Annotated in this window: 24 protein-coding genes; 6 read left to right on the top strand and 18 right to left on the bottom strand. The window is 70.7% G+C overall.

The genetic code is table 11. From position 1 onward, the window contains the following. Nucleotides 1-5 precede the first annotated feature (5 nt). Nucleotides 6-1,256: a D-mannonate dehydratase ManD gene (manD, locus tag ACFQS2_RS01630; RefSeq protein WP_377792487.1), complete on the bottom strand. Its 1,251-nt coding sequence runs from the start codon at nt 1,254-1,256 to the stop codon at nt 6-8. 177 nt (nt 1,257-1,433) lie between these two features. Here manD and ACFQS2_RS01625 point away from each other — a divergent pair, with 177 nt between their 5' ends. From ACFQS2_RS01625 to ACFQS2_RS01615, 3 genes are all read left to right on the top strand, one after another. Next, complete coding sequence (locus ACFQS2_RS01625; protein WP_377792486.1) at nt 1,434-2,279, top strand: IclR family transcriptional regulator; 846 nt, start codon at nt 1,434-1,436, stop codon at nt 2,277-2,279. 83 nt (nt 2,280-2,362) lie between these two features. Beyond that, the gene (locus ACFQS2_RS01620) at nt 2,363-3,232 is read left to right on the top strand and encodes a potassium channel family protein (protein WP_377792485.1); all 870 of its coding nucleotides are present in this window, start codon (nt 2,363-2,365) and stop codon (nt 3,230-3,232) included. A 129-nt stretch (nt 3,233-3,361) separates the two neighbouring features. Beyond that, nucleotides 3,362-4,384, top strand: a complete 1,023-nt coding sequence (locus ACFQS2_RS01615; protein WP_377018629.1) for an LCP family protein — start codon at nt 3,362-3,364, stop codon at nt 4,382-4,384. A gap of 36 nt (nt 4,385-4,420) precedes the next feature. Here the strand turns inward: ACFQS2_RS01615 and ACFQS2_RS01610 are convergent, their stop codons facing one another. The 9 genes from ACFQS2_RS01610 to ACFQS2_RS01570 form a co-directional block, all read right to left on the bottom strand. Continuing rightward, nucleotides 4,421-5,233, bottom strand: coding sequence for a hypothetical protein (locus tag ACFQS2_RS01610; protein WP_377018628.1), 813 nt, complete (start codon nt 5,231-5,233; stop codon nt 4,421-4,423). Nucleotides 5,234-5,279: 46 nt separating this feature from the next. Beyond that, the gene (locus ACFQS2_RS01605) at nt 5,280-5,963 is read right to left on the bottom strand and encodes a hypothetical protein (RefSeq protein WP_377792484.1); all 684 of its coding nucleotides are present in this window, start codon (nt 5,961-5,963) and stop codon (nt 5,280-5,282) included. 128 nt (nt 5,964-6,091) lie between these two features. Further along, nucleotides 6,092-6,928: a LacI family DNA-binding transcriptional regulator gene (locus tag ACFQS2_RS01600; protein WP_377792483.1), complete on the bottom strand. Its 837-nt coding sequence runs from the start codon at nt 6,926-6,928 to the stop codon at nt 6,092-6,094. Between the two features lie 23 nt (nt 6,929-6,951). Next, on the bottom strand, nt 6,952-9,549 hold the full coding sequence (locus tag ACFQS2_RS01595; RefSeq protein WP_377018625.1) for a glycoside hydrolase family 2 protein: 2,598 nt from the start codon (nt 9,547-9,549) through the stop codon (nt 6,952-6,954). Beyond that, on the bottom strand, nt 9,550-10,407 hold the full coding sequence (locus ACFQS2_RS01590; RefSeq protein ID WP_377792482.1) for an ABC transporter ATP-binding protein: 858 nt from the start codon (nt 10,405-10,407) through the stop codon (nt 9,550-9,552). Next, nucleotides 10,404-11,402: an ABC transporter ATP-binding protein gene (locus tag ACFQS2_RS01585; protein WP_377792481.1), complete on the bottom strand. Its 999-nt coding sequence runs from the start codon at nt 11,400-11,402 to the stop codon at nt 10,404-10,406. Before ACFQS2_RS01585 ends, ACFQS2_RS01590 begins: the two co-directional genes overlap by 4 nt. Then, nucleotides 11,399-12,349, bottom strand: coding sequence for an ABC transporter permease (locus ACFQS2_RS01580; RefSeq protein WP_377018622.1), 951 nt, complete (start codon nt 12,347-12,349; stop codon nt 11,399-11,401). The genes ACFQS2_RS01585 and ACFQS2_RS01580 overlap by 4 nt, the downstream gene beginning before the upstream one ends. A gap of 9 nt (nt 12,350-12,358) precedes the next feature. Beyond that, on the bottom strand, nt 12,359-13,345 hold the full coding sequence (locus ACFQS2_RS01575) for an ABC transporter permease (protein WP_377018621.1): 987 nt from the start codon (nt 13,343-13,345) through the stop codon (nt 12,359-12,361). Between the two features lie 10 nt (nt 13,346-13,355). Continuing rightward, nucleotides 13,356-15,044 (bottom strand): ABC transporter substrate-binding protein, encoded by a 1,689-nt coding sequence (locus ACFQS2_RS01570; protein WP_377792480.1) that lies wholly within the window; start codon nt 15,042-15,044, stop codon nt 13,356-13,358. Between the two features lie 229 nt (nt 15,045-15,273). Between ACFQS2_RS01570 and ACFQS2_RS01565 the strand changes: the two genes are divergently transcribed. Both ACFQS2_RS01565 and ACFQS2_RS01560 read left to right on the top strand, forming a co-directional pair. Next, complete coding sequence (locus tag ACFQS2_RS01565) at nt 15,274-16,404, top strand: ROK family protein (protein ID WP_377792479.1); 1,131 nt, start codon at nt 15,274-15,276, stop codon at nt 16,402-16,404. Between the two features lie 82 nt (nt 16,405-16,486). Beyond that, complete coding sequence (locus ACFQS2_RS01560) at nt 16,487-17,707, top strand: MFS transporter (RefSeq protein WP_377792478.1); 1,221 nt, start codon at nt 16,487-16,489, stop codon at nt 17,705-17,707. A 6-nt stretch (nt 17,708-17,713) separates the two neighbouring features. On the opposite strand, the gene ACFQS2_RS01555 is transcribed toward ACFQS2_RS01560, so the two are convergent. After that, the gene (locus ACFQS2_RS01555) at nt 17,714-18,364 is read right to left on the bottom strand and encodes a DinB family protein (protein WP_377792477.1); all 651 of its coding nucleotides are present in this window, start codon (nt 18,362-18,364) and stop codon (nt 17,714-17,716) included. A 166-nt stretch (nt 18,365-18,530) separates the two neighbouring features. Continuing rightward, a complete protein-coding gene (locus ACFQS2_RS01550; protein ID WP_377792476.1) occupies nt 18,531-19,187 on the bottom strand; it encodes a DUF664 domain-containing protein in 657 nt (218 codons plus the stop codon). Between the two features lie 53 nt (nt 19,188-19,240). Between ACFQS2_RS01550 and ACFQS2_RS01545 the strand changes: the two genes are divergently transcribed. Next, nucleotides 19,241-20,197 (top strand): helix-turn-helix transcriptional regulator, encoded by a 957-nt coding sequence (locus ACFQS2_RS01545; RefSeq protein WP_377792475.1) that lies wholly within the window; start codon nt 19,241-19,243, stop codon nt 20,195-20,197. 34 nt (nt 20,198-20,231) lie between these two features. Here ACFQS2_RS01545 and ACFQS2_RS01540 read toward each other — a convergent pair whose 3' ends face one another. From ACFQS2_RS01540 to ACFQS2_RS01515, 6 genes are all read right to left on the bottom strand, one after another. Beyond that, nucleotides 20,232-21,089: a sulfite exporter TauE/SafE family protein gene (locus ACFQS2_RS01540; RefSeq protein WP_377792474.1), complete on the bottom strand. Its 858-nt coding sequence runs from the start codon at nt 21,087-21,089 to the stop codon at nt 20,232-20,234. Between the two features lie 195 nt (nt 21,090-21,284). Further along, nucleotides 21,285-22,016, bottom strand: coding sequence for a DAK2 domain-containing protein (locus ACFQS2_RS01535; protein WP_377792473.1), 732 nt, complete (start codon nt 22,014-22,016; stop codon nt 21,285-21,287). Between the two features lie 56 nt (nt 22,017-22,072). Next, a complete protein-coding gene (locus ACFQS2_RS01530) occupies nt 22,073-23,071 on the bottom strand; it encodes a dihydroxyacetone kinase subunit DhaK (RefSeq protein ID WP_377792472.1) in 999 nt (332 codons plus the stop codon). 97 nt (nt 23,072-23,168) lie between these two features. Continuing rightward, nucleotides 23,169-24,209: a M14 family zinc carboxypeptidase gene (locus ACFQS2_RS01525; RefSeq protein WP_377792471.1), complete on the bottom strand. Its 1,041-nt coding sequence runs from the start codon at nt 24,207-24,209 to the stop codon at nt 23,169-23,171. A gap of 134 nt (nt 24,210-24,343) precedes the next feature. Continuing rightward, entirely contained in the window at nt 24,344-25,372 is a 1,029-nt protein-coding gene (locus ACFQS2_RS01520; protein WP_377792470.1) for an aldo/keto reductase, read from the bottom strand. Between the two features lie 90 nt (nt 25,373-25,462). After that, on the bottom strand, nt 25,463-26,158 hold the full coding sequence (locus tag ACFQS2_RS01515; RefSeq protein ID WP_377792469.1) for a hypothetical protein: 696 nt from the start codon (nt 26,156-26,158) through the stop codon (nt 25,463-25,465). Between the last annotated feature and the right edge of the window lies 1 nt (nt 26,159).

Genomic DNA, 26,159 nt, shown 5'->3' with positions numbered 1-26,159 from the left:
GCCGCTCACCAGTCGTGCACGGAACCGTCCCGCAGCCGATTGACGGGCAGATAGGCCGGCACGTACTCGTGGGCCGCCGCGGCCTGCTCGTCGAGCTCGACGCCGAGCCCCGGGGTCTCCCCCGGGTGCAGCATGCCGCCGTCGACGCTGTAGCTGGTACGGAACACCTCGAGCGCGGTGGCCGAGTGCGGCATGTACTCCTGGATGCCGAAGTTGTGGATCGCCAGGCCCAGGTGGAGGTTCGCGGCCATGCCCACGGGAGAGACGTCCGTCGGCCCGTGGAAGCCCGAGCGGATCCCGTAGATGCCGGCGAAGGTCATGATCTGGCGCAGGCCGGTGATGCCGCCGGCGTGGGTGGTCGAGGAGCGCACGTAGTCGATGAGGCGCTCGGTGATCAGCGTCTGGTAGTCGTGGACCGAGTTGAACACCTCGCCGATCGCCAGCGGGGTCACGGAGTGCTGGCGCACCAGGCGCAGCGCGGCCTGGTCCTCGCCGGGCGTGCAGTCCTCGAGCCAGAACGGGTCGTAGGGCTCGATCGCCTTGGCGAGCTTGGCCGCTTCGATGGGCGACATGCGGTGGTGCCCGTCGTGCAGGAGCCGCAGCTCGCCGCCGAACTGCTCGCGCACCGCGGCGAAGACCGAGGGCAGGTGGCGCAGGTAGGCGGCGGTGTCCCAGGTCTCCTCCGTCGGCCGCAGCGCCGCGGGCTCGGAGCCATCGGTGGTGGGCCGGCCGGCGGGCTCGTACTCGTAGGCAGCCCCCGGGGCCGCGTCGTGAACGCCGTAGATCTGGCCCAGGCCCGGCACCCCGCTCTGGATGCGCACAGCCTGGAAGCCCTGGTCGACGTATCCGGCAACGGCGTCGTTCAGCCGTTCGATGGTGCTGCCGGAGGCGTGGACGTAGGCCACCAGCCCGGTGCGGGAGGCGCCGCCGAGCAGCTTGTACAGGGGCTCGCCGGCCTTCTTCGCGGCGATGTCCCACAGGGCCATGTCCACCGCGGCGACCGCGGCCATGGTGACGGGCCCGCGCCGCCAGTACGGGCTGCGGTAGAGGTACTGCCAGGTCTGCTCGATCGCGGACTCGTCGCGGCTGACGAGGGTGGGGGCGACGTGGTCGCGCAGGTAGGAGGCGACCGCGAGCTCGCGTCCGTTCAGGGTCCCGTCACCCCAGCCGACGATCCCGTCGCTGGTGGTGATCTTGAGGGTCACGAAGTTGCGACCGGGGCTGGTGACGATGACGTCGAGGCGCTGGATGCTCACTGGGGGACCCTCCTGAGGCGCTGCTGCGGTCCACGCCCCGAGAGCACACGGCGTCGTCGGCGCGGGGGAACGGCATGTTCTGTATCGTGGAACAGGTATTCCGTAATGCATGTCAGCCTAGGGCGAGGAGTACCCCGCAGCAACGCGGTCCCAGACGGACAGGAGACGATCGACGCCATGACCACCACCCCGGACGGCGGCTCCTCCCCCGTGGGCAGCGTCGACAAGGCGCTCGCCCTGCTCGAGATCCTCGCCGAGGCGGGGCCCGACGGGATGACGCTGCGCGACATCGCCGGGCACAGCGGGCTGAACAAGGCCTCGGTGCACCGGTTGCTGCGCGCCCTGATCCACCGCGACTTCGCCGAGCAGGTGCCGCCGGACCAGCGATATCGCCTGGGCAGCGCACCCCTGGTCATGGCAGGTCGCTTCGAGGGCGGTGACCACCTGCCGGTCCTGTTCGCGCCCGCCCTCGCCACGATCTCCCAGCGCACGCAGGAGCTCGTCCATCTCGGCCGGATGGACGGCGCACACGTCCTCTACCTCGACAAGGTCGAGCCCGAGCGCACCCTGCGGGTGTGGTCCCGCGTCGGCAAGCGGGCTCCCGCCGGGCGCACCGCCATGGGCCGGGCGATGCTCGCGGCCGACGGGATCCGCGGGCCCGCTCTGGAGGCATACGCACAGGCCACCGCCGCCCGTGCGGCCGAGCCCGGAGCCGAGGTCACTCCTCGGCGTCTTGCCGGCGTCGTCGAGGAGGCCGCGCGCCGGGGCTGGGCGAGCGAGGTCGAGGAGAACGAGACGGGTATCGCGTGCGTAGGGGTCGCCATGGTCCGGCCCGGTGGGAAGTCGGCGGCGGTCAGCGTCACCGGTCCGATCGAACGGATGGGAGAGCAGCGCCGCGCGGAGATCGGCGCGCTGCTGCGCGAGGAGCTCGCTCGCCTGGCTCCGGCCGGGTTCTCTCTCGCCGATACCGACCGATCGGGCGCCCCTGGCGGGGGCCGCACCGGCACCGGCGACGAGGGCTGATCCCGTAGTCTCAGCGGCGTCGCCGAGCGTGACATCAGCGAACGTCGCCCCCACCGCCGCCGCGGGGAAAGAAGAAGAGCCGGATGACCGCCCTCTCCATGCTGGCCGGGATCGCCCTCGTCCTCGTCGGCCTCTTCGACATGTTCCACACGCTGCTGCACCCGCGCGGGAAGGGACGGCTGAGTCACGCCGTCATCGTGGCGTTCTGGAAAGGGTCCGCCGCGCTGGGTCACCGTTTCGGTTCCGCCGTGGGGCCCGGCGGCATGGTGGCCGTCATCATCCTGTGGGTGCTGCTGCAGGGCGTGGGATGGGCGCTCATCCACGCGCCCCACCTGCCTGAGGCATTCTCGTACTCCGGCGTCGATCCCGCCCAGCAGGGCCCCCTCACCGAACCGCTGTACGTCGCCTTCATGACCCTGTCGACCCTCGGCTACGGCGACGTGGTCCCCAACGCCGACTGGGTGCGCGTCATCGCGCCACTGGAAGCCCTCACGGGATTCGCCCTGCTGACGGCCGCGATGACCTGGTTCATGCAGGTCCATCCCGCCCTCGCGCGCCGACGGACCCTGGCCCTGCGCCTCGCCGCTCTGGCCGACGCCGAGTACGCCGCGGAGCTCTCACAGCTCGAGCCCAGCTCGGCGGCGCGGACCCTGGAGACCCTCACCGCCGATCTCGCCGGAGTCTGCGTGGACCTCTCCCAGCACTCGGAGAGCTACTTCTTCCAGGAGGAGGATCCGGAACAGTCCCTGGCCCGCCAGCTGCCCCACGCGCTCGAGCTGCGCGATGCCGGCCGGGAGGCGCCGTCGGCCGACGTGCGGGCCACAGCCCGAGCGCTGTCCGAGGTGATCTCCCACCTGGCACAGAAGATCCAGGGGTTCGTCAAGGTGGAGGGAGAGCCGGAGGAGGTCTTCCGCGCCTACGCCGACGACCACGCCCGCAGGCAGCGGGAGTGACGACGGCACGAGGATGCCCGGCCACGCAGCATGGAACGTCTTGATGACGAAGTGCCCAGCTCCGGGCCGCATACTATGCCGCGCCGGTACGGGCAGGCCGCCACCGGGTCGGGTGAAGGAGAGGTGCTCATGAGTTCTGTGCAGCGGCCGCGCGGGCGGCATCGCGCGATGTCACCGCGGCGGAAGGTGCGCCTGCGCCGCACTCTCCTGGTCACCGGTGCGCTCCTGGCGGTCGCCGTCCTGGCCGGCGTGATGATCCCGGCGATGCGCCTGCAGGGCAGCCTCGAGACGGCTCCGCTGCGAGCCGGGACCGACGAGGCCGATCCCCTCCCGACCGACGGGATGAACATCCTGGTCCTCGGATCAGACAGTCGGGATCTGACCAGTGGGAACTTCGAGCAGGGTGACGGCAGCAAGCGCTCCGACTCGCTGATGGTGGTCCACCTGGCCGAGGACGACGATCGGATCGACGTGGTCCAGATCCCGCGTGACACCGTGCTCGAGCTGCCGGCCTGTGCTGACGCCGGGCGCGGCGAGGCGCCGAGCAGGCGCGGCATGATCAACTCTGCGCTGAACTACGGCCCGGCGTGCTCGGTGCGCGCCGCCGAGGAGCTCACCGGGGTCGGCATCGACCACTTCGTCGAGGTCGACTTCGATGGGTTCGCGGACATCATCGACGCCCTCGGCGGCATCCCGGTCCACCTCGAGGAGACGTTGCAGGATCCCTTCGCCGATCTGGATCTCCCGCAGGGTGATCAGGTCCTGGACGGCTACCAGGCACTGGCCTGGGCTCGCACCCGGCACGCCGTGGGCGATGGCAGCGACATCGCGCGCTTGGATCACCAGAAGGAGGTCATCGACGCGATCGCGAACACGGTGCGTCACGACGGGGTGCTGAACCGTCCGGACCGGTTGTACTCCTTCCTGGACGCCGTGATCGCCTCCCTCACCGTCGACGACGATCTCGGGTCGGTCAGAGCACTGGCCACCCTCGCCACACGCGTCTCGCACGTGGACCAGGACGACATCACCATCGTCACGATGCCGTGGGAGCCGGCTCCGGGTGACCCGAACCGTGTCGTCCCCTCGGCTGATGCCGAGGACGTCTTCACCTCACTGACCGAGGACGTTCCGCTGCCGGCGCAGGCGTGAGCAACGGGCATCAGCGCCCCACGACACGCATTCCGCTCACCGGATCCGGGGACGCGGCACTCGCGAGGAGAGCAGCGCCGCCACGATCCCCAGCACGATCGCGGCCACACACGCGGTGATGATCTGGTCCGACGGAACATGGAACCAGACGCCCGGTCGGCCCATAAGCGCCAATGCCCTCACGAGGATGTCCACGACGAGCTCGCCCCCGGCGAGCACGGCGCTGACCACCGCGCCGAGGGCAGCACCCACGGCGACGGCGCCGGATCGCCGGCCGAACACCACGAGGACGAGCACCACCACCGTCGTGGCGAGCGTCCATACGGCGACATGGAAGGCGTCGTCGGCGACGCTGCTCAGGGTGATTCGGATGGGCGCCGCCTCGAGCTGTTCCGGCGTATACATCCGGGAGAAGACGGGATAGAAGATCTGCTCCCCCGTCGTGCGGAAGTCGTACGGTGCGCCCAGTCCGAGCAGCAGGCCGGCCGACGGGGCCAGCACCCTACCGGCAGCCTCTCTTCCCTGCCACGACCGGACGACCACCACCACGGCACAGAGCGCCCCGGCAAGGATCACCGCGTGCAGTCCCGGGCGCAGCACGTCGAAGGGGGAGAGCCCCTGGCCGGAGGTTCCCCACAGTGAGGGGGCCCACCACAGTGACCTGTCCAGCACGATCGTGCCGAGTCCCAGGAGGACGCCGAGCCCGGCGAAGACGGCGACTCGGCGTCGGCTCTTCGCCGGGATGACGAGGAGCAGGGCACCCAGCGGGAGCGCGATCAGCAGCAGGTGGGCGATGTCGTGCTGGATGCCGTACTCCAGCGAGCGCAGCGCAAGCGACACACGTTTCACCGGTGCACCAGCCTCGGCGAGGAGTCCCCCGCGAGGTCCGCGCCCCTCACCCCTCCACCGTCGCGTCGGCTTCGCGCGAGTGACGCGCCTCGAGCACGCCGCCGGCGATGCTGCCGACGGCGAAGGCGATGACGAGGACGCTCAGCAGGGGCGACCGCGAGGTGCCGGGCACTCCGCCGACGATCATCGCGGCGAGGGTCAGCACGCCCGCCACAGCGGCGGCACAGGCGGTGCCGACCTGGAGCGCCCGGACCCGCGCGCCGAGTGCCACCAGAGCAGATGCGAGGGCCACCACGGCCATGGCTTCGATGACGACGGCGGCGAGTGCGATGACTTCGGAGGAGGAGATCCCGAAGAAGGCGGGAAGGATCCGGCTGGGATCGCTGAGCCCGATCAGCACGCAGGCGGCGATGCCCAGGCCCGCCCCGAGCGCCGAGCCGTCGCGCCGCAGCACGACCAGCACCGCGGTGGCCAGCGCGCACAGCATTCCCAGGACGATCCCCACGCCGGTGAGGGTCCCGATCAGTCCCCCGCGGCCCACGAAGCTCGCCGCTCCCGCGATGATCACTCCCACCAGCAGGCTGGCTCCCAGGCCGAGCCCGGCACCGCTCCACATCCGGCGCGGCGCCGCGACGACGCTCGCGGCGAGGAGGAAGGCGATCGGCACGGCCAGGGCCACGGCCGTCAGGGCCGAGGCGAGGAGCTCGAGGGGATCGAGATCGAAGATCATGCTTCATGGTCTCCCGAGCCGGCGCTCGCGGGGGCCGGGTTCTCAGAACCGTGACCTCGCGCCGGCGCTGAGCGCCCGCGCTGAGCGACGGCGTCCACGGCGCGCACCGGCACCGCCGATGAACACCGTCAGCCGCGTCGTGGCGCCACGGTTCCCCGCGGGAGCAGCCGCGGCACATCCTGCGTGAGGTGGACGGGTCGGGCCGGATCCGCCAGAAGCGAGGTCGCAGCCCGCCCGAGATCCACCCCCAGCTGATGCGGCTGGCGGTCGATCACCGCGAGCGGCGGGTCATGGGTCTGGCACGCCGGAGAATCGTCCCAGGCCACGATGGAGACGTCCTGCGGGACGGCGACACCCATCGCGACCGCCCGGTCGCAGCCGGCGATGGCCATGGCGTCGTTGTCGTGGACGATCACCGTCGGCCGGAGGGATCCGGACAGCAGGGTCCGGACGCACTCGGCGCCGCTGGCCGCGCCGTAGTCCCCGTCGGCCGCGAGCATCGCCATGCCGTGCTCGCGCACGAAGGCCTCGTAGGCCTCGCGCCTCCACGCGCTGTGCAGCAGGTTCGACGGCCCGCCCACGTGGGCGATCGCCTCGTGGCCGAGCTCGCGCAGGTCCTGGAGCAGCCGCCGCATGGTGCCGCCGTTGTCCATGGTCACGCTCGAGGAGATCCGGCGCTGGCGTTCGTCGCCGATCACGATGAACGGCAGATCGAGCTCCCGGGCGGCCGACGGTCGCGGATCGTCCACGTGGAGGTCCTTGAGGATCACCACGTCGGCCAGGGGCCGCTCGGCCCATCGCCGCAGCGCCTCGATCTCCTCGTCGACGCTGCGGCACACGCGGCTGAGGACGGTGTGTCCGAGAGGGACCACCGTGTCCTCCAGCCCCTGCAGCACCTGGGTGTAGAACTGCTCGGACCTCGCCGACCACACGGATTCGGGGATCGCGATGCCGATGGTGCCCATGCTCCCCCTCCGCGCGCCGATGCTCAGACGGCGCGCGAACGCGCCCGCGCCACCAGGTCGTTGGCGGTCAGCAGCACGTCCTCGGCCAGGAATGCCTGCGGGTCGGCCGTCGAGTTCGTGCGCACGCGCACGACGGCGCTCTCTCCCGGCAGCAGGGTGGTCAGCTGGCGGTCGACGTCGGCGGCCGGATCGACCTTGTCGGCCAGGACACACAGGTCGCGGACGGTCCCGGTCGCCCTGACGGTGATCGCCACGCCGTCCTCCGTCGTCGCGGCCGAGGCGGTGAACGCGCCGTCGGCCAGCGCGGAGTCACGGTCCTCCGCGAAGAAATGCACCGTGCGCACCGGGGCGGAGGGGGCCGCCCCCGCAGCCGTCGCCGACCCGTCGGGCTCCTCGCTCGAGCTGTCGAACTCCACGACGAGCACCTCGCGGGCGGCGTCCCCGGGGCTCGCCAGCAGCGCCGGAACGGGCAGGGTGGCCGCTGAACGGGCCTCGACCCGCACGTCGAGGCTGTCCTCGGCGAGCACGGTGCCCTCGTAATCCTGGCGTCGCAGCCGGAGCCGCCCGGTGAGGGCCTGGTCGGTGTCGTTGCCGAGGCTGATGGCCGGGCCCTGCTGGCCGGGCTGGATGGTCAGCAGCACCGGTGCGTAGAGGTCGCGCAGCGCGTACCAGAGCAGCTTGCGGCGACCGTCGCCGTCGACCGCGGCCCAGGAGGTGACCGGCCAGCAGTCGTTCAGCTGCCACACGATGGTGCCGCCGCAGATCGGCCAATAGGATCGGTAGTGGCCGATGCCGCAGGTCAGCGCGCGGGCCTGGTTCAACTGGGTGGCGAAGTGGAAGTCGTCGAACCCCTCGACCGGAGGCAGGTGCGGCGCCATGCCGCGGCGCAGCTTGTCCTGGCCGCCCACGGCCTTCTGGTGGGAGAGCATCGTCTCCGAGTCCGGGTCCAGGGGGCGTTCGGTGATGGCGCGGGCGATGGTCGCGTAGTTCGCCGGGCCCTGATAGCCGAACTCGGCGGAGAACCGCGGGATGGTGTCGCGGTAGCGCTCGTAGTCGTTGTCCTGCTCGGAGGCCCAGGCCACCCAGTTGTGCACGGTCCCGTGATCGGGGTTGCGGGGATCCTCGGGCAGCGGCCGCGAGTAGGGGCTGGTGGGGGTGTAGCTGCGGGTGGGGTCGAGCTCGGCGAGCAGGGCGGGGAACAGCTCGGTGTAGTAGCCGAGACCCCAGGCGGTGCCTTCGGGCAGGGTCTCCTTCCAGCCCCAGTGGTAGTAGCCCTCCACGTTCTCGTTGCTGCCGTTCCAGTGGATCAGCGAGGGATGCCAGGCCAGGCGGACGATGTTCTCGCGGGCCTCGGCCTCGAACTCGCTGCGCAGCGGCTCGGCCTCGGAGTAGGCGGCGCAGGCGGTGGCGAAGTCCTGCCACACCAGGATGCCCACCTCGTCGCACAGGTCGTAGAGCACGTCGGATTCGTAGAGCCCGCCGCCCCAGATGCGCAGCATGTTCATCCCGGCCTCGACGGCGTCGTCCACGCGGGAGCGGTAGTCCGCCGCCCTCAGGCGGGTGGGGAAGCAGTCCTCGGGGATCCAGTTGGCGCCCTTGGCGAGGATCGGGCGGCCGTTGACCACGACGGTGAAGGAGGTGCCGATCTCGTCGGGCTCCTCGACCACCCCGGCGGTGCGGAAGGCGATGCGGTGCTCGCGGTTCTCGAGAACCGCTCCGTCGGCGTCACGCAGCTCGAGCTGAACCGTGTACAGGGGCTGGTCGCCGTAGCCGCGGGGCCACCACAGCTGCGGCTCAGCGACGTTGAGCGCGAGATCGACGTCGTCGGCCGACTCGCGGATGATCGCCTGGTCGACCTCTGTTCCGGCCGGGTCCAGCAGCTGCGCGCGCAGCTCGAACTCGGAGTCATCGAGCAGGTCGGCGCGCTCGACGGCTGCGGCCAGGGAGACCGCTCCTGAGCTTCCCTCGACGGTGACGCGCGGGCGCACCTCGGCCAGGCGCGCGGTGGACCACTCCTCCAGCGCGATCGGGCCGGCGATGCCGCTGGTGACCAGCACCGGACCCCAGTCCCACCCGAAGTTGCAGGCCATCTTGCGGATCGCGTTGTAGGGCAGGTCGTTGCCCACCACGGGGAGCTCGCCGAGCACGGCGGTGTTCTCGCGGGCGGTGCGCAGCGGCGAGGCGAAGAGGATCTCCAGCTCGTTGGGGCCCGCACGCAGCGCGTCGGTGACGTCGAAGCGCCAGGAGCGGTGCTGGTTCTGCACGGCGGCGATGCGCCGGCCGTTGAGCATGATCGTGGCGGCGGTGTCGAGGCTGGCTGCGACCAGGTCCACCCGGTCCGCTGCGGTGCCGTTCCCGTCGGACCATTCGAACTCGGTGCGGTAGAGGACGTCGCACTCGCCCGTCCACTGCAGCTCGTGCTCGTGGCGGTCGACGTAGGGATCGGGGATGAGGCCGGCATTGTGGAGATCGGTGACGAAGCTGCCCGGCACGATCGCGGGGACGTCGACCGCCTCGAACGGGGCGGGCCCGGCGGTGATGGTCATCGTCCAGCCGCCGCGCAGCTCGTGGCGGCGTGCGGCGAGGGCGGCGGCGGTATCGACATCGACGAGCTCGTTCATTCAGGCGTCCTCCGACGGGGCGAGGTGGTCCGGCATGGGCACACCGCGGCGCTCCGCCTCGGCGAGGAACCGCGGATTGTTCCCGGGTTCCGGGGCGGCCACCAGCAGCTGCCGGGTGAAGGACGCCTGCGGGCGCAGGATGACGTCGTCGGCCGGCCCTCGTTCGACGACCTCTCCGCGGTACATCACCAGGATCTCATCCGAGAAGTGGCGGGCCGTCGCGAGGTCGTGGGTTATGTAGAGCATCGCGAGGTTCTCCTCGCGCTGCAGCCGCGCGAGCAGGTTCAGCACCCCCAGGCGGATCGAGACATCCAGCATCGAGACGGGCTCGTCGGCGATCAGCACGCTGGGTTCGGGGGCGAGGGCACGGGCGATCGCCACCCGCTGGCGCTGGCCGCCGGAGAGCTCGTGCGGTTTGCGGTCGATGAAGTCGGCCGACGGGGAGAGGTTGACGCGGTCCAGCAGCTCGCACACGCGCTGGCGCACGTTCGCTCGGGTGGCCTTGCCGTGGAGCAGGAGGGGCCGCTCGATGTGGTGGCCGATGCTGTGGAAGGGGTTCAGCGAGGCGAAGGGATCCTGGAAGACCATCTGCACCTCGTCGCGGTACTCGCGCAGGGCGCGACCCCGGCGGCCGATGGGCCGGCCGTTCAGCGTGATCGTCCCCGAGCTGGGGCGCTCCAGCTGCGCGATCAGCTTGGCGATGGTGGACTTGCCGGAACCGGACTGGCCGACGACGGCGACGGTACGGCCGGGAGCGAGCTCGAAGCTGACCTCCTGGACCGCGCGGAGGGCGGAGAAGCGCACGCCCTGACGGATCCGGTAGGTCTTGCTGAGCTGGTCGACGGCGAGAGTCGTCATCGTGCCTCCTGTGATCCGTCGGTGTGCGTGCCCGTTCCCGCCTCGGCAGGATCCGTCCCGGCGGGCTCCTGACCGGCGGGTTCCTGCCCGGGCCCGCCGAAGCCGGCGCGGACGAAGTCCCCGGTGCTCCCCGTGAGGGAGGGGAAGGAGCCCAGGAGTTTGCGCGTGTAGGCGGCCTTCGGCTCGAAGTACAGGTTCTCGGCGGTCTCCAGCTCCACGATCTTCCCCGAGCGCATCACGGCGATGCGATCGGAGACCTCCAGCAGCATCGGCAGGTCGTGGGTGATGAACACGACCGCGAAGCCGAGGTCCTGGCGCAGCCGCAGCACCTCCTGCAGGATCTCCCGCTGGACCACGACGTCCAGTGCCGTCGTCGGCTCGTCCATGATCATCAGCTGGGGGTCCAGCGCCAGCGCCATGGCGATCATGACCCGCTGGCGCATGCCGCCGGAGAGCTCGTGCGGGAAGGCGTTGAGGCGGGCGGGGTCCACGCCCACCAGCTCGAGCAGCTCCTCGCTGCGCTCCAGGCGCTGCCGCTTCGTCATGTGCGGACGGTGCGTGGTGAACACGTCGCCCAGCTGCGTCCGCACGCTCAGCACAGGGTTCAGCGAGTTCATCGCGCCCTGGAACACCATCGCCACCTTCGACCAGCGGAAGGCTCGCAGGCTCTTCCCCTCCAGCGCGAGCACGTCGACGTCCTCCCCGGTGACGTGGTCGTGGAAGGTCACCGAACCGCCGGTGATCCGCGCCGGCGGCCGGTGCAGCTGATTGAGTCCGTAGGCCAGAGTCGTCTTCCCGCAGCCCGACTCCCCTGCCAGCCCCAGGATCTCGCCGCGGTGCAGGACGAACGAAGCACCCTGGACGGCGTGAACCGGCTCCTCAACCTCGTAGACCACGTCGAGGCCCTCGACCGTCAGCACCGGTTCCTCTCGCACCGGTGAGCCGGAGCGCTCCTCCTCGAACCCTGCAGAGAGCTCGGTTGTCTCGGTGCTCATGCGTCAGCTCCGTCGTGATCGGCCTTCTCCGCGGCCCTGACCTGCTTCATCGCCTTCGGGGCGAGCTTGAGCCGCGGGTTGATGATGGTGTCGATGGAGAAATTCACCAGCGACAGCCCGGCCCCGAGGGCGGCGATCAGCAGGCCCGGCGGGACGAACCACCACCAGCCGCCCAGGGTGAGCGCCTGGCCGTTCTGGGCGTAGTAGAGCATCGAGCCCCAGGTCTGCGTGCCCACCACTCCGAGGCCGATGAAGCTCAGCCCTGCCTCCCCGAGGATCGCGGTGATCAGGGCGAAGACGAAGCCGCTGGACATCACCGGCAGCAGGTTCGGCAGGATCTCCACCGAGATGATGCGCCAGGGCCTCTCCCCCGCGATGCGCGCGGCGTAGACATAGTCGCGGGTGCGGATCGAGAGGGTCTGGGAGCGCAGCACGCGCGCCGCGGCCGCCCACGACGTGATCGCGAGGATCACCGAGATCAGCACCAGCCCGCGCTGCTGGACGTAGGAGCCGATCACGATCATCAGCGGCAGCCCCGGCAGGATCAGCACCACGTTGGTGAACAGCGAGAAGAACTCGTCGATCCAGCCGCCCAGATACCCGCCGAGGATGCCGAAGAACGCCGAGAGGAACAGCGCCAGCGCCGCCACCAGCACCCCCACGATCAGGGAGCCGCGGGTGGCGTGGGCGAGCTGGGCGAGCACGTCCTGACCGGTCTGGGTGGTGCCCAGCAGGTGGTCCGAACTGGGCGGCTGCATGCCGCTGTTGTGCACCGCCAGCGGGTCCTGGACCACGAACGGCCCGATGATCCCGAACAGCACGATGGCCACCACGAGTCCCGCGCCGACGATCAGGGACGGGGTCAGCAGCCGCCGGAGGCGGTCACCGCGGCGAGCGGGGGCGCTGCCGGTGGCGGCACGCGCCGTGGCGAGAGCTCTGGTCGTCATGTCGCCTCCTCAGCCGCGGACCCGGGTCCGCGGGTCGATCACGCCGTAGAGCAGGTCCACCGCCAGGTTCGTCGCCAGCACGGAGACCGTGATGATGAGGAACAGGCCCTGCATGAGCGCGTAGTCGTTGTTGTGGACGGCCTGCAGCATCGTGTAACCGATGCCGGGGTAGGAGAACACCGTCTCCACCACGATCGAGCCGGAGACGACGAAGCCGAGCGAGATCGCGAAGCCCGAGACGCTGGGCAGCACCGCGTTGCGGGCGGCGTACATCAGCATCACCCGACGCGGGGCCAGCCCCTTCGCCTCGGCGGTGAGGATGTAGTCCTCGCTGAGGGTGGAGACCATCATGTTGCGCATCCCCAGCAGCCAGCCGCCGAGCGAGGACAGCACGATCGTCAGCGCCGGCAGGAAGCCGTGGTAGATCGCGTTGGAGATGAACGGGTAGTCGACGGCCGGACGCACCAGGGTGACGTCGTAGCCGCCGGAGACGGGGAACCAGCCCAGGTTCACCGAGAACACGTACACGAACAGCAGCGCGAGCCAGAAGTACGGGACCGCCTGCATGACCGTGGTCGAGGGGATCAGGGAGTCCAGCCACGTCCCCCGGCGCCAGCCGGCGATCATGCCGAGCGAGACGCCGATGACGAACGTGATGGCCGTGGCCAGTCCCACCAGCACCAGCGTCCACGGCAGGGAGTGGCCGATCACCTGCCCCACGGGGGTGGGGAAGTAGGTCACCGAGACCCCGAGGTTCCCGCTCAGCAGCCGCCCGATGTATTCGACGTACTCCTGGACCAGGTTGCCGCTGTCGTCGGCCCCGAGCATCACCTCGATGGCCTGGCGGGTCTCCGGCTGGACGGGACCGCGCAGGGAGAGCTTGGCCAGGACGGCGTCGACCGGGCTGCCGGGCAGCATCCGGGGGATGAGGAAGTTCAGCGTCACGGCCGCCCACAGCGCGACCAGGTAGAAGCCGAGTTTGCGCACCAGATGCATGCAAGTGCCCTCAGCCCTGGACCGGGGTGACCGTCTTCAGCACCTCGGCGTTGTCCGGGGCGGACCACGCCATCGGGTACACGTACGGGTCCTCCTGGGTCGGCCAGCCGGTCACTCGCGAGTTGTTGTACTCCGTCAGGCTCGAGCCGATCAGCAGCGGGATCGCGGGCATCTGCTCCACCAGGCGCTGCTGCACGGTGAAGTACTGCTGTTTCTTCTCCTCGACATCGTCGGTGCCGGAGGCGGCCTCCAGGGCGTCGTCGAGCGCCTGGTCCGAGAAGCGAGTGATGTTCTGGTACGGGTTGCCGTTCTCCCCGACCGGGACGGTGCTCTCGGTGGAGAAGTGCGTGCGATAGGGGTAGTACGGATCGGGCGCGGGTCCCTGGCCGACGGAGTCGATGACCAGCTGGAAGGTGCCCTTGGCCTTGGAGTCGTTCCACTCGTTGACCGAGACCTGCTGCGGGATGAGCTCGATGCCCACCTCCTTGTACTGCTGGGCGAGGGTGTCCAGCGCGGTCACGAAGTCGGACCAGCCCGAGGGGCAGGAGGCGGTCATGGACACGCGCACCCCGTCCTTCTCGTAGATCCCGTCGGACCCTTCGGTGTAGCCGGCGTCCTCGAGCACGCGCCGGGCCTCGTCGGGCTGGGCGTTCCAGGGCGCGAGCTCGATCGAGGGGTCGATGAACTCGGCGTCGCGCTCGGGCAAGGCGAAGGCGGGCGAGATGTCGCTGCCGAGGCCGAAGAACGCCAGCGCGGACAGCTGCTCGCGGTCCACGCCGTAGTACAGGGCCTGGCGCACGGCGACGTCGGTCTGCGGTCCCTCGCACCCCAGGTCGGGGTTGCAGGCGGCGAACAGTGCGGCCTGGGAGGTGGGGGTGTTGGTGTAGCTGAGGTCGGGGTTGTCCTCGACGTGGGCGTCGATGTCCGGGATCGCGGTGGACATGTAGTCGATCTCGCCGGCGAGCCACTTGTCGGTGGCGACCTGGTTCCCGGACTGGGTCAGGGCGCGCACGCCCCCGATGGCGGGAACGCCCTCTTCCCAGTAGGAGTCGTTGGCCGTGAGCAGGTAGGACTCGGGGGTGAAGTCACTGAGCCGGAAGGCCCCGGTGCCGATCGGCTCCTCATTGGGATAGGTCGCGAGGTCCTCGACGTCGGCGAAGAGGTGCTCGGGGAGGATCCAGGTGCGGCCCAGCGCGTTGGGACCCTCGGTGAAGGAGGGGCGGTCATAGGTGATGGTCACCGACGTCTCGTCCACGACCTCGGCCGACGGGGCGGTCCCCGCCGGGTTCAGCGCCTCGTTGTCCCGGATGGCGTTGAACGTGAAGGCGACGTCCTCGGCGGTGAAGTCCTCACCGTCGTGCCAGGTCACCCCTTGGCGGATCGCCACGGTCAGCTGCGTGCCGTCCTCGTTCCACTCGAAGCTCTCCCCCAGCAGCGGCTTGGGTTCGACGTCGATGGCCTTCAGCGGGTCGTAGTAGAACAGCGGCTCGAAGATCGGTCCCTGGACCAGGGAGATGACCGAGGGCGAGTGGGGGTTGAGGTTGCGGCTGATCTCCCCGGCCCCGGTGAGGACCGTGATGGTCGGGCGCCCTTCCTCGCTCTCTTCGAGATTGGAGGTCGGGGCGCACGAGGCCAGCGCGACGGTGCCGGTGCCGCTGACGGCGGCAAGCTTGTACAGATCTCGACGACTGAGGTGCATCGTTGCTCTCCTTGGTCACGCATCGTCGCGTGATGAGTCGTTCACTGGGGAACTTCCTTCATCTGTTTAATGAAGTAGGAGTAGTCTCCGGAGCGGCCGACCATCCGTCAAGGGATGTCGTGGCTCACACAGGCAACGAAACGGTCACGACGATCCCGGAGAATCACGAGGACACCGCGGAGCCGGGCACGTCCCGGGCCCGGCACGGACCCGCATCAGGGGGTGCACCATGACTGCCACCGGCGAGCGCCGAGCGTCCTCGACCGATGCCGCGATCCTCGAGATGGTCCGCCGCCGCACGGAGACCACCCGGGTGGAGATCGCCCGCGAGCTCGGGGTCACCCCCGCCACCGTCACCTACGCCGTCAAACGCCTGATGGCCGCCGGCCTCCTGGTCGAGACCGGCCTGGCCCGCTCCAACGGTGGCAAGCGGGCCTCACTGCTGCGGCTGAACAACCGGGCACGGCGCGCCATCGGCTGCACCATCGAGGCCGACCGCCTCTCGATGGTCGGCGTGGACATGACCGGGGCACTCCGCTCCCGCGTGGTGCTGCCCTTGGCCCCCGACGCCTCCCCCGCCGCGGTCTCGGCCGTGCTGCGCGACGCCTTGGAGACGATGGAACCGGACCGGGATCCGCACTCGACCACCGGCATCGGCTTCGCCACCCCGGTGCGGGCCGACGGTCGCGGCGAGGAGCTGCTCGCGGCCGTCACCGGCGACCTCGCGTTCCCCACCACCAGCGCCGACGCGTCCACCTGTGCCGCGCTGGGCAGCTTCTGGAGCGGGGAGCAGCCGGAGCACGGGATGACGGCGACGGTGCACATGGACGACCGTCTCGGGCTGACGATCCTGCGGGACGGCCAGCCGCTGCAGAGCGCCCCGGGCGCGACGCTCGAGCACGTCTGCGTCGATCCGCACGGACCGCCGTGCTCGTGCGGGGCCGCCGGCTGCCTGACGCGCTATGCCTCTCCCGGGGCCATCCGGGACGCCGCGGCCGAGGACGACGGGCTGGCCGGTCCCGCCCTGACCAGTGACGTCGTGCGGATCGCCTTGGCCGCCACGCGCGGGGATCCCCGAGCACTGAGCGTCCTCGACGATGCCTTCACCGCACTGGCCCGAGCGACCTGGACCATCACCAGCGCGGTCGGCATCCGGGCGGTGGTCTTCTCGGGCGCCGGTATCCAGGCCGCACCGGGACTGCTGCACGCGACCGCTGGCCGCTACCTCGCGGAACGCTCGCACGCGACCGGGATCCCGTTGGACGTGGCGGTCTCCCAGGTCCAGCCGCATCCCGGGGCGGTCGGCGCCGCCGTGCTCGCCCTGCAGACTTTCATGGAGCCCGGCGGCCAGCAGCGCTGAGAGCCGGCGTGCCCCGGGGTAAGCTCGCAGGCACCGTTGCGTGGCCGTGCGGCCCGTCCGAGCGAAGGAACCCCACGGTCCTGTGAACACCTCCGGCACTGTCGACGCCCAGGCCACCGCGCCCAGCCGCGTCCCGTACCGCACGCTGATCTGGCTCGCGGTGGCCACCTTCACCACCGGTATCGACGGCTATGTGCTGGCCGGGCTGCTGCCGGACATCGCCGCCGACCTCGACGTCACCGCTGCGCTGGCCGGGCAGCTGGTGGCGGTCTTCGCCCTCACCTCAGCGGTCGCCGGGCCGATCCTCGGTGCCCTCACCAGCGGCTGGGAGCAGCGCCGCACGATCCTGGCAGCGCTGGCCACGTTCATCGCCGGCAACCTCCTCACGGCGATCGCCCCGACCTACGCGATGGCTCTCAGCGGCCGGGTCGTCGCGGCGCTGGGCGGGTGCCTGCTGGGCGCGGCGGTGACCGGCTACGTCGTGCATCTGGTGCCGGAGCGGCATCGCGGGCGGGCGCTGTCGTTCGTGCTGGGTGGGTGGATGACGGCCACGGCGCTGGGGGTCCCCGTCGGCCTGATCCTCGGTCAGAGCAGCTGGCGCCTGCCCCTGATCCTGGTCTCCGCGGTGGGGGCGGCGGCGCTGGTGGGGATCGCTCTCCGCCTGCCCCACCTGCGGTATCCCTCCTCGAGTCTGCGTGCGCGGCTGCGGCCCCTCGCGCAGCCCCGGCTGGTGGCGGGGCTGCTGGTCTCGACCGGTGTGCTGTGCGCGAGCTACATCTGCTTCACCTATGCGGTGCTGATCCTCGGGCCCACGCACTCGGCGCCGTGGATGATGATCGTGCTGATGTGCGCCTACGGGGTGGCGAGCATGAGCGGCAATGCCGTGACGGGGCGGCTCGCGGACCGTTTCTCCCCGGTGCGCGTGCTCACGCTGATCCTGGCGGGCCTGCTGGTCAATGCGCTGTTCGGAGCGCTCTCCCTCGCCCTGGCGGCGCCGGCGGCCGTGGCCGTGCTCAGCGTCGTGTGGTTCGTCCTCGCCGGCATCGGCAACGGGGGCCACGCCGTCCCGCAGCAGGCGCGGCTGGCCGCGATGGCACCGGCATCCGCCTCCGTGGTCATGGCGCTGAACGCCAGCGCCATCTCGCTCGGCAACGCCCTCGGGGGCGGAGCCGGTGGACTGGCCCTTGCCGGCGGCCTCGATCCGAGCCGCCTGCCGTTGCTCGCGGCGGCGGTGCTGGCGGTGACCCTCCCCCTGCATCTGCTCGTGGCGCGCTGGCCGCGCCGTCCGCGGCCAGTGCGCTGACCGGGCTCACCCCCGGTGCGCCCACAGGTCACGCAGCAGGGCGATCTCGGCCAGGTGGTGGATGAGCTCGCGGTTGATGTGGGCGACGAGCGTGGCACGGGAGTACGCGGCCCACGGGCCCTCGGCCTCTCCTGCGGCGACCTGCAGGTCCGCCTCGCCCCAAGCGCGGACGCCGGTCAGCCACCGCTCGTACTCCGCGTCGAACTGGGCGAGGGCGTCGTGGGCCGTGGCCGCGTACGTCCAGCTCATGTAGTCCGCCGCGGGCCCGCCCAGGTGGGACGCACTGCGCGCGGCCAGGATGCCGACGATGATGTGCCCGAACCGCCAGGCGATGGTGGTCATCGGTGCCGGGTCCGGTTCGGGGAACTCGAAGTCGATGACCATGTCGCCGGCGCCACCCTGGAGGGCCGCCGGCGGCGTCTGCCCCGGGGGAGTGCGGGGATGGACGCTCCAGGCGCTGCCGTCGGGCGTGGGATCGAAGAAGTACTCCTCGTCGGTCAAACCCTCCAGGCGGGGCCGCACGTACTCGCGCACGTGGTGGTCGATCTGGTCGAACAGCACGGTGGCGAGGTCGCCGCCGATGCCGGCCGGCTGCTCGGTGGTCTCGCGGGAACCTATGGTCTCGTGGGGATCGGTGGTGGGGGCCATGGTGGTCATCTCCTTGATGTGGATGCGGGCTGAGTGAGTGGGCACTTCGTGAGCGGGCACGGCGTGGAGGGGCACTTCGTGGGCGGGCACTGCGTGATGGCGCTGCGTGGGCTCGAACTCTGGCCGAATTCACGGCGCGCAGTCAGCCGGGCCGGCGCCTCATCGGGTCCGGTGGTCACCACCCCGGGGGCGGCCACGGCTGCCCGTCGGCCAGGGCGTTGAGCTCGTAGGCGATCTTGGCGTCGATGCTCTCCCGGATGATGTCGGCGTGGCCGGCGTGGCGGGCGAACTCCTCGATGCTGTGCAGAGCGATCCAGCGCACGGTCCACTGCTCCGTTCCACTGAGCCACGGTGCCTCGGGGACCGCGACGGGGGCGTCGAGGTCGGCGTCCTCGAGAGAGACCGCCAGTCGCGCCGCCACCGTCTCCAGCGCCTCGCGCAGTGAGTCCGCTGTGTCCTCGCCGCGCGCCTCGCTCATCCCTCCCCCGCTGAGCGCCTCGGAGTGTTCGGACCTCGCGGTGGGCGGCGAGCCATCGGAGGTTGCCTGCGCCGAGTGCGAGCGGGCCGTGGCGTCCTGGACCTGAGCCACGAAGGCGCCGGCGACCTCGAGGACGTGGCGGGCGAGAACCGCGAGGCTCAGCTCGGAGGCGGTGGGATGCGCGGTGAGCTGGTCGCGGTCCAGTCCCTGGAGGGTGGTCGCGACCTGTCGGATCTGCTGCTGCGCGAAGACGGCGAGGCCCTCGCGCTCGGTGGTGATGTCTCGGGTCAGGAACGGCATCGTGCTCTCCCCTTGCTGCTCGTCGGCCCGCTGGTCGATGCGGTCGGGATCCACTCTGCGGGGCTGCGCGGACAGATTCTGTCCTCGAAGAGAGGCAGACTGTGCCCATGAGCGACGTGACGAGGAGAGCCCTGCAGCTGCTGGCACTGCTGCAGTCCCGCACCGTGTGGACCGGACCCGAGCTCGCCGAGCGGCTCGAGGTCACGGTGCGCACGGTGCGCCGTGACGTCGATCGCCTGCGGGAGATGGGCTACCCGGTGCTGACGTCGGCCGGGCATGGCGGCGGGTATCAGCTCGGCGCGGGCCGGGAGCTGCCGCCGCTGCTGCTGGGGGCGCACGAGGCGGTGGCTGTGGCCGTCGGGCTGCGCCTGGCGGCGACCTCCGGCATCGAGGGACTGGACGCCGAGGCGCTGCGTGCCCTGGCCGCGCTGGATCGGATCCTGCCGCCGGAGGTCCGCACCGGGGTCTCGGCGATCGCCGATGCGATGGGGGTTGTCGCCCGGCCTGTCCCGGGCGCCCGGTCGGAGGTGCTGCTGACCCTGGCCACGGCGGTCCGCGACGGCACGCGCGTGCGGGTGGACTACGAACGCGCCGACGGTCAGCGCGCCGAACGACGCATCGAACCGCATCGCGTGCTGACCGTGGACGCCCACTGGTACCTGTTCGCCTGGGACCTCGATCGCGAGGACTGGCGCACCTTCCGGCTGGACCGGATGCACGATGTCCACCCCAGCACCTTCCCGATCACCCCACGGCCGACGCCGGACATCGAGCGCACCGTCCGTGAGTCCATCACCGTCGGCGGGTACGAGACCTGGGTGACGGTCCGGCTGCTGCGCCCCTACGAGGAGATCGCCCCGCGGGTCCCCGCTCGCACCGCGACCATCACCCCGGACGGGGAGAACGCCTGCATCCTGCGGGCGGGGGCCGACGACCTGCGGTGGCTCGTCGCGCGCCTGGCGCAGCTGGGGGCGCCGGTGGAGGTGATCGAGCCCCCGGAGATGCTCACCGCGCTGCAGGAGATGGGCCACTGGGCTGCGAGCGCCCGCGCTGCCTCATCCTGAGCACGCCGGGCCGCTCGCGCGGCTGCCCCGCGCATCACACGAGCAGCAGTCCGATCGCCGAGGCGACCGTGAGCACCAGGACGGCGTTCTCGAACACGCCCTGGGGAATGCGCCGGGCCAGTTTCGCGCCGCCCAGTGCGCCCAGCAGGACCAGTGGGATGAGGAGCGCGTCCGTCACCAGGGTCTCCCGCGTGATCAGGCCGAGCCCGGCGGAGAAGGGCAGCTTGAGCACGTTGACGATGGCGAAGAACCAGGCCGCGGTGCCCAGGAAGGTCAGCACCGGCATGCGCATGGCGTAGAAGTACATCGACATCACCGGTCCCCCGGCGTTGGCGACCATCGTGGTGAATCCGCCGAGCAGCCCGTACCCGGCGCGGCTCAGCGCGGTGCGTGCACTCGAACGCGGAGCCTGCTGTGCGGCGGCGGCCCGGGTGGCAGGCAGGGCGCTCGAGGTGTCGGCACTCGAGGTGCCCGCGCTCGCTCCGTCGGCCGCCTTCTCGAGCTGAGCGACGCGGCGACGCCAGACGGTCACCGCCACCAATGCCAGCAGGATCATGCCGATCGTGCCCCGCACGGCCTCCCCACCGACCGTGGCGAAGAAGATCGTGCCGGCCACGACGCCGACCAGGACGCTGGGGATCAGCCGCACCAGAGTGCGCACATCGGGCTCTCGCCGATAGACCCACAGCGCCGTCGCGTCGCCGACGATCAGGATCAGCAGCAACGCCGCCGTGGATTCCTTGGCGGGCATGGCCAGGGCGAACAGTCCGACGGCGATCGTTCCGGCGCCGGGAAGGGCCGTCTTGGAGAAGCCCACCACGAGGGCGCCGGCGCACACCAGCAGCCACGAGGCGACGCTGAGGGTGGGCAGCAGCGCGGCGAGGTCGGGCATGGTCGGTGAACCTACCAGCGCCGGGCGGCACCGGGGTAACTCTGGGCAGTGCGATGGCGGGTCACGCGGCCCTCCGGCAAGAACATGTAGCTGAGCGGCATCTGCCCTGCTCTCACGGGGGTCACACGCCGCTCAGCGACAAGTTCGTGCCAGCCATCTCCGGCATGCCGGGCTCTCCCGGGAGCCGGGGTCCGGTCAGCGGATCCAGCTGATATCCACCGAGGACTCCCCCGCCGCAGCCGCACGGGCGGCGCCGATGACCAGCACCATGGCGGCGGCGCCGGGGTCGATGACGCCCTTGGAGGCGTCGCCCACGTAGCTGGCGCGCCCGCGACGGGCAGTGGTCTCCGCGGTGGAGCGGACTCCTTCGAGGCCGGCCTGCTCGGCGGCGGCGAGTGCTTCGGCGGGACTCTTGCCGGCCTGGACGGCCTCGCGCAGGGCTCCCACGGCCGGGTCGAGCGCGTCGACCATGGTCTTGTCGCCGACCTTGGCCTCGCCGTACTTCTGCACGGTGGCCTGGCCTGCGGCGAGCGCCTCGGCGAACTGGGCGAGCGTGGGGGTCAGCCCGTCGGCGCCACTGTCTCCGGTCCCGCGGTCCGCGCCGTCTCCGGTGCCACCGTCCGCGCCGGCCTTGGCGAGGTCGCGGAAGAACATGCCGAACAGGGGCCCGCTGGTCCCTCCCACACCGAGCCACGCCATGTACAGCGCGGTGAACCACTCGCGATAGGTGCCGGGGCCCTCCGCGTCGATGTTCGCGTCCAGGAGCTTCATGGCGGTGCGGACGTTGGTGCCGAAGTCGCCGTCGCCGGCGCGGCGGTCGAGGTCGCCGAGGGCGTCGGCGGCGGCGGTGAGGGTGTCTCGCACGAGCGTGACGCTCTGACGCCCGAAGTCGTCGCCCAGGGGTTCGCTGCTGGTCGTGGCGGTCATGTCGGTGCTCCTTGCCAGGTCAGGGCATACCGGGTCAGTGTGTGCGGGGTCGGGGTTCACCAGGTCAGTGCGGGGGTGCGGACCGGGGCGTCCCACAGGCTCCGCAGCTGGTCATCCAGCGGCATCAGCGTGATCGAGACGCCGTGCATGTCCAGGCTGGTCACGTACGGGCCGACGAGGGAGCGGCTGATCTCGATGCCGGCGTCGCCGAGGCGGTGGTGCAGGGCACGGGCGACCACGTTGAGCTCGAGCGGGTAGGTCGAGCCGAGGCTGTTGACGATGGCGATCACCTCGTCGCCGCGGGCCAGGCCCAGCTCCTCGAGCAGGGGGTCCAGCAGCAGGTCCGTCAGCCCGTCGGCGTCGGCGAAGGACGCGCGCTGTGCGGCCCGCTCGCCATGGATGCCGACGCCGAGCTCGATCTCGTCGGCCTCGAGCTCGAACTGCGGCTGGCCGTCGCCGGGGTGGGTGCCGGCGGTCAGCGCGAGGCTCATGGTGCGGGCCGACGCGGCGGCGCGGCGACCGATCTCGGCGACCTCCTGCAGGGAGGCTCCGGCCTCGGCGGCGGCTCCGCACACCTTCTCGACGATGACGGTGGCGGCCGTACCGCGCCGGCCGGGCCCCTCGTCGTCCTCGGTGTCGGTGGCGAGATCGTCGTCGACCAGCACCATCTCCGTCTCGATCGCGTCGTCCCCGGTGATCTCCCCGGCGATGCGGAAGTTCAGCACGTCGCCGGTGTAGTTCTTGACGATCTGGACGACGCCGCGGCCGGAGTCGGCCGCCTTGGTGGCCTCCAGGACCTGCAGTGCGGTGGGACTGGCGAACACGGCGCCCGCCACGGCGACATCGAGCATGCCGGTGCCCACGAACCCGGCGTGCAGCGGTTCGTGGCCGGAGCCGCCGCCGGAGACCAGACCGACCTTGTCGCGGGCGGGCTGCTTGCGGGTGAGGAAACGGTGCTCTGCGTTCAGCTCCAGCAGGGTGGGGTGGCTGAGGACGAGACCTTCGAGGGCCTGCGGGATGAGGTCGTCGGGATCATTGATGATGCTTCGTCGCATGGGCGCTCCTCGAGACGGCGTGTGCCTCGAGCGTAGCGCTGCCGGAGGCGGCGCGCTGGGGTCGGCCTCAGCGCGCCGCCCTCGGAATACCCGTCGATCACTCGTCGGGGTTGTACGTGCTCTGCGTGGGAAGCGTGTCCCAGAACGAGGTGTCCACGGTCTCGATCGACCCGTCGGCGATGGCGCGCGCCGTCTCCTCGAGTGTGGTCACGGTCTGTCGGATCAGGTATCCGCTGCTGCGCGCCCCGAGGACATAGTCCTCGTATGAATGATCGGACATGCCACGCATCTCGAACAGCAACGTCGCGATGCCGTACTCGACTGCCAGACCATTTCGGCTGATGGTCTCGGCGCTGCCGCCGTTGTACTTGCCGATCAGTCCCCACCCCTTCGCCTCGACGGAGTCGTAGACGACTCCGCCGAGCTGCTTGGAGCGTTCGACGAGTTCGGGCGCGACGTTGGGGGTGGTCGGGTAGAGGATCGAACCGGATACCCACTCCTCCCCGATGGCGCTGTACGCACCCTGGTGGTGCAGGTCGATCATGTAATCGACGTCGAACGCGCCGAGCACGTTGTCGTGCAGCGCTTGCGTCTCCGGCTGGAGCCGGTCGACATGATCGCGATTGAGGTCGACCTCGGCAGCGTTGTACCGCGTGAGGTGTCGGTCCCCGTGGGCGATGTAGTCCTCGAGAGAGAAGTCGACGTCGCCCATCGCCCCATCCGGGTTGAGCATCGGGACCACGAGGACATTGACCCCCTCGAGCACGTCACGGTTGCGCCCCGTGCCGAGGTGCTTGATGAACTCGAGCGCGCCCTCCGTCGTGAGCTGCTCGTTGCCATGCTGCTGCGTGAGATAGAGGACCGTCGGATTGTCGGGATCGCTGACCCATGAGGCCAGGTAGAGGTCCCGCCCCTTCAGCGACTGACCGATGACCGTCAGTTCCATCGCCGGCTGCTTGGCGGCCTGCGCCTCCAGGAACGAGGCGACATCCTCGTACGTGGACAGGTGGGCAGTGGTGATGTTGCCGTTCCCGCCCCACTCCGGCCCGTTGCCCACCGCATGGGCGGCAACCGGCACGGAGATGAGGGGAAGGGCGGTCAGTGCACCGAGAGCGATTCGTCGTGTGATGTGAGTCATGGGGTAGACCGAATCGGTTCGCACGGCTCACCTCAAGGAAGTTGTCAGGAACGGTGCTGAACCGTGACCTGCTCAGGGTTCCGCGCCCCCGCGGTCCAGGTCTCACCAGAACCGCAGACGGGACGCGCGCGGCGTCACCACCGCGGGTGGATGGACTCCCGCAGCAGCTCCTCGTAGGTCTCGCGGACGGCCGTGTCGAAGCGCTCGAGCACGTCGGCCTGCTCCGCGGTCGGCTCGCTGCCGGCCGCGGCGTTGCGCCGGGCCTGCTCACCGGTGCTGGCACCGGGGATCGCGGCGGTCACGCCGTCCTGGCCGGTGATCCAGCGCAGCGTCGCCTCGGGCAGGGGCATCGCGCCGTCCAGCGCCTGCTCCAGGCGGGCGACGGCCTCGAGGCCGGTCTCGTACTCGACACCGGAGAACGTCTCGCCCTGGTCGAAGGCCTCGCCGTGACGGTTGAAGCTGCGGTGATCGTTGCCGGCGAAGGTGGTCGACGGGGAGAACTTCCCCGTCAGCAGACCCGAGGCCAGCGGCACCCGGGCGATGATGGCCACGCCCTTCTCGCGAGCAGTGGGCACCACCTCGTCCAGGGGCTTGAGGCGGAAGGGGTTCAGGATGATCTGGATCGAGGCGAGGTGCTCGCGCTCGAGGCTGATCAGCGCCTCCTCGCAGGTCTCGACGCTGACGCCCCAGGCGGCGATCTTCTTCTCGCCGACCAGCGCATCCAGCACGTCGAACACGCGGTCGTCGCGGTAGATCTCCGGCGGCGGGCAGTGCAACTGGGCGAGGTCGATGGTGTCGGTGGCGAGGTTCTGCCGGGAGCGCTCGATCCAGGAGCGCAGGTTCTCCTCGGTGAAGGACTCCGGCGCGAAGGGATCGGCGCGGCGCGAGGCCTTGGTGGCGATGAACAGCGGGGCCGACGAGGACCCGGCCTCTCCGGCGAGCGCCGCGGCCCGCTCGGGCAGACCGCCCACCAGGCGCTCGCTGCGGCCGTCGCCGTAGACGTCGGCGGTGTCGAAGAACGTCACGCCGGCCTGGAGGGCGGCCTCGAGCACCGCGTTCGCGGAGTCGTCGGAGACGTCGCCCCAGTCGGCGCCGATCTGCCAGCAGCCCTGGCCGATGACGGACAGCGGGCGGCCGAGGCGAGACGGGGTTCTGTACTGCATGGACATCGGTGACCTCACATATCGGGTAGCCGCCGAACGGCGACGGAGCGGATGCTCACCAGTGTTCCAGAACTCGACGTCGGCGGAGTATCACGACGGAGGGCCGACAGGGAGGACACGGGCGATGACGACCTCTGCGGCGAGTTCGGACACTGCGATGTCGAGCTGTGCCCGAAGAGCTGCGGCTGCGGCGAGGTTGAAGGACTCCGCCGGAGCGCATACGACGGTGAACTCGTCGGCGGCGGACGGACGCCGGAGGATCTCCTCGAGGCGACGAGCTGCTGCGACGGCGTCAGCGAGGTCCTGGCCACGATGGTTGCCGAGGTCGTCGACCGGCTCGGGCTTCCCTTCCCCGGTGACCATCGCTTCGGTGATCAGAAGGTCCGCATCGCCGTCCCGGAACCGCTCGAGCAGGACGGTTGCGGCGACGGCCCGTGACGCTGTCGCCGCGACATGGGAGAGCAGCCACGTCAGCTGCGCCAGCCCGGTGGCAAGCGAGCCGGAGCCGGCACCGGCGCTCCAGGAACGATTGCCCTCGCCGGTGCGGGCGCGGCCAAGGTCGTGCCATCCGTCACCGGAGACGGAAGGAATCGGCACCGACAGCGGCGATTCGATCGCGAGCGCGACGCGCCTCCCATTCCGGAGAGCAGCTCCCATGTATGCCGCAAGCTCCGACGGGTCGTCGGTGCCATGGGCATCGCCGGACGCGTCGGCCCAGGCGAAGCCGCCCGGCCTACGGATCGACCCGATATCGACACCGATCACGAGCGTTTCGTCATGGGCCATC

Origin of the sequence: Brachybacterium sp. GCM10030267, from assembly GCF_042666875.1 — a bacterium.
Classification (GTDB): Bacteria; Actinomycetota; Actinomycetes; order Actinomycetales; family Dermabacteraceae; genus Brachybacterium.
This window is presented reverse-complemented; position numbering and strand designations above follow the sequence as displayed.